This window comes from Prosthecobacter sp. (assembly GCF_049294395.1).
Classification (GTDB): domain Bacteria; phylum Verrucomicrobiota; class Verrucomicrobiia; order Verrucomicrobiales; family Verrucomicrobiaceae; genus Prosthecobacter.
The window spans coordinates 1-8799 of sequence record NZ_JBAQCR010000080.1 but is presented as its reverse complement, the minus strand read 5'-3'; the positions used below and the strand labels follow the sequence as shown (position 1 = coordinate 8799).

Here is an 8799-nt window from a genome sequence, read left to right as displayed (position 1 = left end):
GCGCTGCAGCGGGAGCGGGTGCCAAGGTGAGGGGTTTCGTGGCGGGAGCGGGGGGCTCTGCGCTGTGGACTTGTGCGGTGGCCAGGGTGAGGGCGCAGGCGGTGAGCGCGCTGAGAAGGTGCCTGAGCCGGGTGGAACTGCCTGGAGTTGAACAGGGGGCAGTGGGCGCGAGCCATCGGTGATGACTGAGCGCTGCGAGGGGGGCGGAAGGCGAGGGGAAAATCACAGGCGGGAAATGAGGAGGAGAATACGGCGGACGTGCGCAGACCGCCAACAAAACCAGCGGATGCTATCTATCGTGTGTGCGGCTGTTTTGGACGCGCGGAACGGGTGGGAGTTCAATTTTGAGGGGATGCGGCGGCTCTCTGACGCGGAGGAGGGGTGGAGGCTTCACTTTCTTTTCGGCTAAAGGCGTTTCACTCCCCTGCCCTGACCTGACCTGCGGGGACAGAATCATAGACGCGGAGGGGCGGTGGGGCGCGATGGCTTGAAGGAAAGAATCATTCACCATGAAAACCCAGCATTCATCTCAGACACAGGCCACGGAGGCTGACTCATCGGCTCCGGCGGCGGACAGGCCTGCCACGGCATCCAATGTGGAAATGCCGCAGCCCACGGTGGTGGAAGATCCGGAAGCGCGGGCGCTGCTGGCGGAGGATGAGCTGGGGAATCTGCCGCTGCCGCCGGAGATTGTGTCGCCACGGCTGGCGGAGCTGGAGACGTGGGATGCGCCTGCGATGGAGTCAGGGTATCGCGTGGCACCGCAGGCTGCGGAGGATGAATCGGAGTTTCCGGAGATCTTTGCTGAGGAAGGTGCGGACGAGGCGGAAGAGGAGCTGCGTGCGCTGCAGGAGGAAACGGAGCAGATCCTTGATCACGAGGAGAAGGAACGGGAGGAAGTGGAGGATGGGGAGCGGGAGGCGTGATGGGGGATCTGCATGGCAGACATCCGCAGGCAGAGTGGACAGGATTCACAGAATGGCAGGATTAACAGAATTTTCTGACTGCCCATCCAACAGCCTGCGTCCACGGGGCTGGTGAAAGTAAAGTCATCCGAGAGAAGATCCTCCAATAACCGCGCGGTCCTTGGTCTCATAGGCCGTGTAACATGCGCGGACGAGGTCTTCTGCGGATGCGTTCATCGCGAGGGATGCAGGGGGACCATGGGTGGGGTGGACTGCGGGGCGGTGGTGCTGGAGGTGCGGAAGCGGCGGTAGGTGTAGAACTGTTCGCCATCGAGGATCATGGTGGGGACTTCCTCGGTTTCGACTTCGGGCTTGGAAGCGGGTGCCGCCTTCTTTGGATGGAGCCAGTTTTTGAGCAGGTTCATGGGAGTGAGGAGTGAAGGGCTGCGACTGCGGGGGAGGTTCGCGGTGGGCTAGAGCTTGGCGATGGTGTCGCGGAGGCTTTCCTTGGTCTCGCCGAGCTTCTGCTGGAGGCGGCCGAGGACTTCTTCGTCTTTGCCTTCGGAGAAGAGGAGATCATCATCGGTGAGCTGGGCGTACTTCTGCTTGAGCTTGCCTTTGATCTCGTGCCAGGTGCCGTTGAATTTGAGCTTGGTCATGGTGTTTGGATGGTGAGGGGTGAATGGGCGGAAAATGGCTGAGGAGGCGGGTGGGTCAGTCGACGGCTGAGGGGTCGGTGAACTCTCCCTCCTCTTTATCATCGATGCCCTCGTCTCCGGCGGCTGTGTCAATGTCGTGCTCCTCATCGGTGTCGATGCCGTGATCGTGGACGATGACGGGCTTTTCTTCGGGCTCCAGTGGGGGCGGTGTGATGGGAGGCTCCGGCTTTTCAGGGGGTGGCGGAGTGTCGGCTGCGGCGGTAGGTGAGATCGTTTTCATGGTGCAAAACTAGGGAGGGGTGAATGGGGGGCGGGTGATGATGGGGACTTATTTTTCGCGTCCGCCGTTGTTGTCGAAGTCATCGCCTACTTCATCATCGATGCCCTCGTCTCCGGCGGCTGTGTCAATGTCATGCTTCTTACCGGTGCCCACGCCGTGATCGTGGACGATGGCGGGCTTTTCTTCGGGCTCCAACGGGGGCGGTGTGAGGGGTGGCCCCGGCTTGGCAGGGGGTGGCGGCGTGTCGGCTGCGGCTGTGGGTGAGATCCTCTTCATGGTGCAAAACTCGGTACGGCGGCGCGTGGTCACAACCCGATCCGCCCCTGCCCCGGAGTTCAGGGGAAGCCTGAGGGTGCCACGGCTGAATCAGGGCGGCGCATGGTCATGGGGCAGGGCCGCGGATTGATGCAGCCAGATTCGGGAATGGGTGCGAAGGATGGGTGTCACTCCGAAGGCACACCATGAAATACCACTTCTTTCCACCCTCCACCGGGCTGCTCTTCAGCTCCCTGGCCATGCTGAGTCTCAGTGTGATGGGCACCGAACCCGAGAAGCCTGCGGGCGGCTCCCAGGATGCGGAGAACACGGTGGAAAATGAGTGGGACGAAGAGGGCGGTGCGCAGACGCCGCAGGAGCAGCCCCAGAAGCCGGGGGACTGAGGCTGCGCAGAGTTGGCTGGGGTTTCTGCCATGTTCCTTCTGGAGTCTGAGGCCAAGAGGCGGTGGATGAAAAACGGCATGGCTGGTTTTCGCTGCCATTTACTTTCGAGCAGGAATGTTTAACCATGGCGGATGGCCGCGCCTAAATACTTTCAGCAATTGGAGGGTCACGCGATTTTTCGGCCCAGTGGCGAGCTGAAACTGACGAAGATGGGGGAGATGGTCACGGCTGCGATCTCCTATGCGCGTGCCACGGGAGAACGCCGGCTGATGGTGGTGCTGACGGAGGTGACGGGCTACCCGCCGCCGAAGCTGACGGCGCGGTATCGGATGGTGCGCGAGTGGCTGATGGGTGATCGATGCGGGGCATGTTTTCGCCGTGGAACAGCCATCTCAGGAGTTTACAGGAATGACTGCCGCAGTATCTAGGAGGGCATGACAATCCAACCACATGGGCCAACCCGAGGAATCGGAGGCGTACAAAATCGCAGCGGTGACAGCCCGCCCACACAGCCCGCATGAGTCACCACGTGATTGAGTTTTGTGCCGGTGGCGGTGGCCAAGCACTGGGTCTGGAGATGGCCGGTTTCGAATGTGAAGCCGCAGTCGAAATCAATGCCCATTGTTGCACCACACTTAGAGCTAACCGCCCTTGGTGGGACGTCCGTAACGATGACATGCGCAATGTTGACGCCACCCGGTGGAAAGGCGTTGATCTGCTTGCCGCAGGAGTCCCTTGCCCGCCTTTCTCCGTGGCTGGCAAGCAGCTTGGCAGCGATGATGAACGTGACATGTTCCCCGAAGCCTTGCGTCTGATCAAAGAATGCAGTCCAGCAGCCGTTTTGCTGGAGAACGTGCCCGGATTTGCGTCGAGCAAGTTCGCCGACTACCGTCAGAAATTGCTCCGCCAATTGGAAAAACTTGGCTATGAGGCAGACTGGAAAGTGGTTCAGGCGGCGGACTTTGGCGTTCCTCAATTGCGCCCCCGCTTTTTACTTGTCGGTCTGCGCCCCGAAAACTTTGATTATTTTAAATGGCCGGAACCCCTGCCACGCAATGCCACCGTGGGTCCCACCTTGCTCGACCTGATGAGCGCCAATGGCTGGGCTGGTGCGGAACAATGGGCCAAAAAAGCAGACCGAATCGCTCCGACTGTGGTTGGCGGATCTACGAAACATGGCGGCCCTGATCTCGGTCCTTCACGCGCCAAAGCTCAGTGGAGAGAAATGCACGTGGATGCCATGGGCATTGCAGATAATCCGCCCGCGCCAGATTTTGACGCCTCTGGACTTCCCAGACTAACGGTTCGCATGGTGGCGCGAATCCAAAGCTTTCCTGATGAGTGGCAGTTCAGCGGAAGGAAAACCGCCGCCTATCGTCAGATTGGGAATGCATTTCCCCCTTTGGTTGCCAAAGCTGTGGGCGATTCGATACGCGCTGCGCTTCACAAGAAGAAGGTGAAGCCCAGCGAGGGCATCGAGCAGATGCGGCTTCTGGAAGAACCCACCGCCTACTACACAACTAATCGCTCATCCAAGGGACACCCGTTCATGTAGTCTGGCGTCCATGCCTCGCCCTAGTCGTCTGATTCGTCAGCCTTGTTTTTCTTCTCGCGGTCCTTTTCATACTGGCGAATCCAACGCGTTGGATCTTCAGGCCACTCTGTGAACTTGTTCAACTGGTAGAATGAAATGACACGGCCATTGCTTTGCTTCTCACGGGATGTTGAAATTTCCCAGCCCAGATAGCGAAGTTCTCGTGTCCTCTTCTTCCAATCGTCCTGATTGGCCACGAAGTCGATCAGTCGTGAGGATACCGGTTTGCCAAAATGGATTTTTAGCAACTCACCTATTCGAACGTGAACCGAGGGATATGCCAGCACGGTCTTGATGTGCTCATCCTGGGATGCAAACAGGTTCTTTTTACCGTGATTGCACTCAACACATAGTGCCCAAAGATTTTCCGGATCATTGGAGCCTCCCCAAGATTGTGGTATTTTATGATCTACCTGCAATTTCACCCCATCTTCATCGATCGTCTTTCCGCACATCTGGCAGCGTCCCCTGCAAGCTCGCAACACTTCGGCCTTCAACCTGCCATTTAGTTCTAGAGCATTTGGATTATCCTGACGCTTTTCTCCCAGTTTGTAGCGCGGATTGGCACCATTGGGGACGGTGATGAGTTCATACCACTTTCGGATGTCTCTTTTCCGCCGGTCCAGATGCGTTTGTTTATCAGCCGGAATCTGCAGTTTTTCGCGAATCTCTCCCGAAGTGAGTCCTTCAGGGTACTTTCGCAGCAAATCGATGATTTGTGCCACCACACCAGTAGGCTCTTTCATGCCCGCTTTGCCTTTCTAGTCGTGGATTTGGAACTGCCCGCCACTTCAGCCGTCCCAATGAGCTTCGAAAGAGGCAACTCAAGGGCCTTACTGATCGCTTGTGCGATGTCCAACGAACAATTCCGCTCAGCCCGTTCGACCATACCGACGTAGGTGGAATGAATTCCTGCGAATTCAGCCACCTGCTCCTGAGTCAGTCCCAGTTCGAGACGCCGCGCACGAATAACCGCGCCGAACGAGCTCGATAATGAAAGGTTTGCCATGACTCGACCTTCACCCAATAGGCAATCGCGATTCCACAGACAATAGTCTGTCCTAACACAAGAGCTGAACTACTGGAGCAAGGTGCCCAGGGCCATGGCGAGCATGAGGCCGTCTTCGATGATGGTGACGGTGGACATGGGGAGCTGGAAGACGGTGCCGAGGCAGGCGCAGCGGATGGCACGCCGGGAGATGACGGCACGCAGGACGCCGGCCAGGCTGACGGCCATGACGAGGGCGGTGATGGCATTCACCCAGAGGGGGCTAAGGTTCATGAGGTAGGCGAGGCCGAGGCTGAGCTCGATGAAGGGATAGACATAGCCGTAGCCGGGCACGGCTTTGGCCACGAGGTCGTAGCTGCGGTAGGCATCGGCAAAGCCGCGGAGGTCGAGCAGCTTGAAGAAGGAGAAGGTGACGAAGAAGCCGCCCATGAAGAGGCGCATGGCGAGGGGGAGATCGAGGGTGCGGTGACTGATGCTGACGGCGGCGATGACGAGGAGGAGGTAGGCGAGCAGGAGGAGCAGCGGGCGGTAGGTCGTCACACTTTTTTCCGGCAGTGCGGATGCGGGAGCGGCGGGGGCAGATGACTGCACGCGGTATTTGCCGAGGGGCTGCAGCCATTCGTTCAGCGACTCGTCACTGAAGGGGGTGCGGGTGCTGATCTGCGCCTGCGGCGGGCTGAGGGTGACGGTGGCTGCGGTGATGTCGGTGTGCAGAAGGAGGCGGGTGGTGACTTTTTCCACGCAGGAGGCGCAGCTGAGGCCGGTGAGGGGGAAGGTTTGGGAGTGTGTCATGGGGTTGGGTGGAGTGTTGAGGGTGGATGAGGCGCTGTCGTGATGATTCGCGTCTTCATTGCTGCACACGCATGAGGTGAAAATGTGTTACAGGGTGTTTTTTGGGCGCTCAGTTAAGGGGTGTTGTTGTGCGTTCTGGAGGTCTGGGGCCCCCGAGTCACGCGACAGCGTCTTGGAACCGAAGCGCAGCGGAGGTAGACAGCCGCAGGCTGCCCGAAGGGTGAGCAGAGCGAGCCGAACGAAGTGAGTCAGACGACTGAAAGGGGCCCGCAGGGTGAGCGCAGCGAATCAATCAATGCGGTGACAGAGATGCACGGCGGAAGCCTGCATCGCCGACACCGCTTTCGCGAGGTGTTGTATGTTCCTTGGCCTGAGCCTGCTGTCCGGCCTGCGAAAGCGGCGTCGCGCCCAGGCTTGCCGCACGCAGTCCAAGACGCTGTCGCGTTCGTGCAAGTGCAGGACCAGCAGGAATGCCTCATGAAGGCGCTGCAGGCCTCCGATGTGCCGGAGGATGCGGAGGGGGGCTATCAGGTCATGACATCAAATGACATCTGATTTCAGACTCCTGCCTCCATCCAGCTCAGGCGGGCGGGAGCGCGCTGCGGAGGGCTTCAGGCATAGGCCACCCAGCCGCGAAAGGTGAGGCCGGTATAAAACAGGGTGACATTGGAGAAGCCGGCTTCGCGCAGGATTGCTTCGTCCTGCTCTGGCGTGAGGATGGGGAGCAGTTTCGGCACATTGGCCGCTTTTGCGGCGAGTTCGGGATCGATGCCGGATGCGGCGACAAAGGCGGCATAGCGTGATGACCAAAGGGCATGCTCCCCTTCCCCCTGCGGGAAGCTGAAATGGACGACCACGAAGGGGGCGCCCGGCTTGAGACGGCGGCGGACTTCAGACACGGTGTGCAGGCGGTCGCTCTGAGGCACGAAGTGCAGCGTCAGCAGACAGGTGGCGGCATCGAACAATCCTACCGGGGCGTCATGGATGTAGCCTTGGTGCAGCCGGACACGGGGCATGAGCGGCCCCAGAGTCTGCCGGGCCAGGTCTAACATCTCGGCCGAGGGGTCCACGCCATCAAAGGTCCAGCCATGCTGGGCCTGGGCAAATGCCTGCAGCTCCAGACCGCCGCCGGCACCGAGAACCAGCACGCGTGCATCCTTTGCCGCACGCTCTGCAAGCAGCAGCCTCGTCATGCTTAACATGCCCGCGTAACCGGGAACGAAACGCGGCGGGCCTTCGGCATACTTTGCCACGAGCTGGGGATTTGAGAAAGGTTGGTGCTGTTCGGGCATGATGACAAAGGGGGGGATGGAGGGTTGAAGAGGCTAGGCCTGATGAGAGTGATCGAGATGATGCGGGGAGCCGCCGCGCGCGAGACTTCGGGCGTGGACATCGGCGCTCAGCATGGCCAGGGAAACCTGGCCGAACCGTGTCAGAAGCAGGTGCTCTGCGTCCTGGAATGCCTGGTGCAAGACGGCATTCACGGCCTGCTCCACCAGGCAGCCGGTGGCCTCTGACGGAGCGGTGGCGGCCAAAAGGGACGGGCTGCCGAGGGCGGTGTGGATGTGGTGCAGCGTCACGGTGGAGAGATCACAGGCCAGCGTCCAGCCGCCGCCGTGCCCCTTTTCTGAGCGCACGTAGCCTTCGTCCCGCAGCCCTGCCATGGTTCGGCGGACGACGACGGGGTTGGTCTGATTGACCCTGGCCAACACCTCGGAGGTGACCGGAGAACGCTGCTCTGCGAGGTGCAGCAGAAGGTGGAGAACGCCGTATAACTGACTGTTTCTTTTCATGTAACTCACATTGTTACATGTGATGCACCTGTCAAGCCCGGTGCTTCATCGTGATGATTCGCGTCTTTACTGCTGCACACGCATGAGGTGGAAATGTGTTACAGGGTGTTTTTTTGGCGCCGGGGCGCGTATGGTAAAAAGACATGCGCACTGACCCGCTTCTTCAGCATCTGGATGCTTTCATCGGCTTTGCGCGGCAGCGCACGGGGGATGCGGAGCTGGCGGCGGATCTGGTGCAGGAATGCCTCATGAAGGCGCTGAAGGCGGACCATGTGCCGGAGGATGAGGAGGATGAGGAGGGTGTGGTGACGTGGTTTTATCGGGTGCTGCGGCATGCGATCATCGATGCGCACCGCCGCCGCACAACGCGGGATGCGGCGCTGGAAAAGCTGGTGCATGAGCTGCCGGAGGCGCTGGAGCCGGAGGACGAGAAGACGCTGTGCCAGTGTGTGATGAAGCTGCTGCCGGCGCTGCCGGAGGCGGATGCGGAGCTGCTGCGGCGTATTGATCTGGGTGGGGAATCTGCCACGGAGGTGGCGGCGGAGATGGATCAGCGCGTGAACACGATCAACGTGCGGCTGCTGCGTGCGCGAAGGAGACTGCGCGAGCAGGTGGAGCGTGTGTGCCGGACCTGCGCGACGCATGGGTGCCTGGACTGCGACTGCGGGTGAGAAGAGGGGGAGGTGCGGAGAGGTGTGTGATCGCGCTGCCAATGTGTGGCGGGGCGTCTTGCAGACGCTGCTGGTGGTCTATGCGTGCGGCGGAGTGCTGGGTTTGCTTTCCGGATTGGATGGCGGAAACCCAGGGTTGCCTCGCTGAGGCTCGGCTAACCCTGGGCTCAAATACGCAGCCCCGTTGGGGCTGGTGTGTGGCGGGCAGCATGGTGATGTTTATCAGACAGGAGACTCCAGCGCGCAGCGAACAATGCGCTGGAAGATGTCAAAATGCACGATGCCGCGACTTAGCCTGACGCCGTTCATGCCTGCCATGAATGGCGCTCAGTTAAGGCGGGCCGTCGTTCGTTTTCATAGTCCCTTAGACCGGTTCTCAAAAAGATTGTCATTTTGATCCGGCGAGCGCAGCGGCCCCAGTGGCAAGGAGAGTGCG

14 protein-coding genes are annotated in these 8799 nt (G+C 60.1%); 5 read left to right on the top strand and 9 right to left on the bottom strand.

Annotation, left to right across the window (positions count from 1 at the left end):
- Window positions 1–509 precede the first annotated feature (509 nt).
- Window positions 510–926: a hypothetical protein gene (locus WAW39_RS05500; RefSeq protein WP_422316596.1), complete on the top strand. Its 417-nt coding sequence runs from the start codon at window positions 510–512 to the stop codon at window positions 924–926.
- A gap of 212 nt (window positions 927–1138) precedes the next feature.
- Here WAW39_RS05500 and WAW39_RS05495 read toward each other — a convergent pair whose 3' ends face one another.
- From WAW39_RS05495 to WAW39_RS05480, 4 genes are read right to left on the bottom strand one after another with little or no spacing between them, the layout of a single operon-like run.
- Window positions 1139–1330 (bottom strand): hypothetical protein, encoded by a 192-nt coding sequence (locus WAW39_RS05495; RefSeq protein ID WP_422316594.1) that lies wholly within the window; start codon window positions 1328–1330, stop codon window positions 1139–1141.
- 48 nt (window positions 1331–1378) lie between these two features.
- The gene (locus tag WAW39_RS05490; RefSeq protein ID WP_422316592.1) at window positions 1379–1564 is read right to left on the bottom strand and encodes a CsbD family protein; all 186 of its coding nucleotides are present in this window, start codon (window positions 1562–1564) and stop codon (window positions 1379–1381) included.
- Between the two features lie 55 nt (window positions 1565–1619).
- Complete coding sequence (locus WAW39_RS05485) at window positions 1620–1844, bottom strand: hypothetical protein (RefSeq protein ID WP_422316590.1); 225 nt, start codon at window positions 1842–1844, stop codon at window positions 1620–1622.
- Window positions 1845–1892: 48 nt separating this feature from the next.
- Entirely contained in the window at window positions 1893–2120 is a 228-nt protein-coding gene (locus WAW39_RS05480; RefSeq protein WP_422316588.1) for a hypothetical protein, read from the bottom strand.
- Window positions 2121–2305: 185 nt separating this feature from the next.
- On the opposite strand from WAW39_RS05480, the gene WAW39_RS05475 reads away from it, so the two are divergent.
- The 3 genes from WAW39_RS05475 to WAW39_RS05465 all read left to right on the top strand — a co-directional run bounded on the left by WAW39_RS05475 (window position 2306) and on the right by WAW39_RS05465 (window position 4059).
- Window positions 2306–2503 (top strand): hypothetical protein, encoded by a 198-nt coding sequence (locus WAW39_RS05475; protein WP_422316586.1) that lies wholly within the window; start codon window positions 2306–2308, stop codon window positions 2501–2503.
- Window positions 2504–2635: 132 nt separating this feature from the next.
- Window positions 2636–2932 (top strand): hypothetical protein, encoded by a 297-nt coding sequence (locus tag WAW39_RS05470; protein WP_422316584.1) that lies wholly within the window; start codon window positions 2636–2638, stop codon window positions 2930–2932.
- An 89-nt stretch (window positions 2933–3021) separates the two neighbouring features.
- Window positions 3022–4059: a DNA cytosine methyltransferase gene (locus WAW39_RS05465; RefSeq protein ID WP_422316582.1), complete on the top strand. Its 1038-nt coding sequence runs from the start codon at window positions 3022–3024 to the stop codon at window positions 4057–4059.
- 20 nt (window positions 4060–4079) lie between these two features.
- On the opposite strand, the gene WAW39_RS05460 is transcribed toward WAW39_RS05465, so the two are convergent.
- From WAW39_RS05460 to WAW39_RS05440, 5 genes are all read right to left on the bottom strand, one after another.
- Entirely contained in the window at window positions 4080–4844 is a 765-nt protein-coding gene (locus WAW39_RS05460; RefSeq protein ID WP_422316580.1) for an HNH endonuclease, read from the bottom strand.
- Entirely contained in the window at window positions 4841–5107 is a 267-nt protein-coding gene (locus WAW39_RS05455) for a helix-turn-helix domain-containing protein (RefSeq protein ID WP_422316578.1), read from the bottom strand. Before WAW39_RS05455 ends, WAW39_RS05460 begins: the two co-directional genes overlap by 4 nt.
- 69 nt (window positions 5108–5176) lie before the next feature.
- The gene (locus tag WAW39_RS05450) at window positions 5177–5899 is read right to left on the bottom strand and encodes a MauE/DoxX family redox-associated membrane protein (protein WP_422316576.1); all 723 of its coding nucleotides are present in this window, start codon (window positions 5897–5899) and stop codon (window positions 5177–5179) included.
- 611 nt (window positions 5900–6510) lie between these two features.
- Complete coding sequence (locus WAW39_RS05445) at window positions 6511–7191, bottom strand: class I SAM-dependent methyltransferase (RefSeq protein ID WP_422316574.1); 681 nt, start codon at window positions 7189–7191, stop codon at window positions 6511–6513.
- Between the two features lie 33 nt (window positions 7192–7224).
- The gene (locus WAW39_RS05440; RefSeq protein WP_422316572.1) at window positions 7225–7692 is read right to left on the bottom strand and encodes an RrF2 family transcriptional regulator; all 468 of its coding nucleotides are present in this window, start codon (window positions 7690–7692) and stop codon (window positions 7225–7227) included.
- 143 nt (window positions 7693–7835) lie between these two features.
- Here WAW39_RS05440 and WAW39_RS05435 point away from each other — a divergent pair, with 143 nt between their 5' ends.
- Complete coding sequence (locus WAW39_RS05435) at window positions 7836–8363, top strand: RNA polymerase sigma factor (protein WP_422316570.1); 528 nt, start codon at window positions 7836–7838, stop codon at window positions 8361–8363.
- Window positions 8364–8799 lie beyond the last annotated feature (436 nt).

Excerpts from the sequence above, each read along its gene's own strand:
- WAW39_RS05455 (WP_422316578.1), bottom strand. The coding sequence starts at position 5,107 with ATGGCAAACCTTTCATTATCGAGCTCGTTCGGCGCGGTTATTCGTGCG.
- WAW39_RS05450 (WP_422316576.1), bottom strand. The coding sequence starts at position 5,899 with ATGACACACTCCCAAACCTTCCCCCTCACCGGCCTCAGCTGCGCCTCC.
- WAW39_RS05435 (WP_422316570.1), top strand. The coding sequence starts at position 7,836 with ATGCGCACTGACCCGCTTCTTCAGCATCTGGATGCTTTCATCGGCTTT.
- WAW39_RS05440 (WP_422316572.1), bottom strand. The coding sequence starts at position 7,692 with ATGAAAAGAAACAGTCAGTTATACGGCGTTCTCCACCTTCTGCTGCAC.
- WAW39_RS05500 (WP_422316596.1), top strand. The coding sequence starts at position 510 with ATGAAAACCCAGCATTCATCTCAGACACAGGCCACGGAGGCTGACTCA.
- WAW39_RS05465 (WP_422316582.1), top strand. The coding sequence starts at position 3,022 with ATGAGTCACCACGTGATTGAGTTTTGTGCCGGTGGCGGTGGCCAAGCA.
- WAW39_RS05490 (WP_422316592.1), bottom strand. The coding sequence starts at position 1,564 with ATGACCAAGCTCAAATTCAACGGCACCTGGCACGAGATCAAAGGCAAG.
- WAW39_RS05475 (WP_422316586.1), top strand. The coding sequence starts at position 2,306 with ATGAAATACCACTTCTTTCCACCCTCCACCGGGCTGCTCTTCAGCTCC.
- WAW39_RS05445 (WP_422316574.1), bottom strand. The coding sequence starts at position 7,191 with ATGCCCGAACAGCACCAACCTTTCTCAAATCCCCAGCTCGTGGCAAAG.
- WAW39_RS05495 (WP_422316594.1), bottom strand. The coding sequence starts at position 1,330 with ATGAACCTGCTCAAAAACTGGCTCCATCCAAAGAAGGCGGCACCCGCT.
- WAW39_RS05480 (WP_422316588.1), bottom strand. The coding sequence starts at position 2,120 with ATGAAGAGGATCTCACCCACAGCCGCAGCCGACACGCCGCCACCCCCT.
- WAW39_RS05470 (WP_422316584.1), top strand. The coding sequence starts at position 2,636 with ATGGCCGCGCCTAAATACTTTCAGCAATTGGAGGGTCACGCGATTTTT.
- WAW39_RS05485 (WP_422316590.1), bottom strand. The coding sequence starts at position 1,844 with ATGAAAACGATCTCACCTACCGCCGCAGCCGACACTCCGCCACCCCCT.
- WAW39_RS05460 (WP_422316580.1), bottom strand. The coding sequence starts at position 4,844 with ATGAAAGAGCCTACTGGTGTGGTGGCACAAATCATCGATTTGCTGCGA.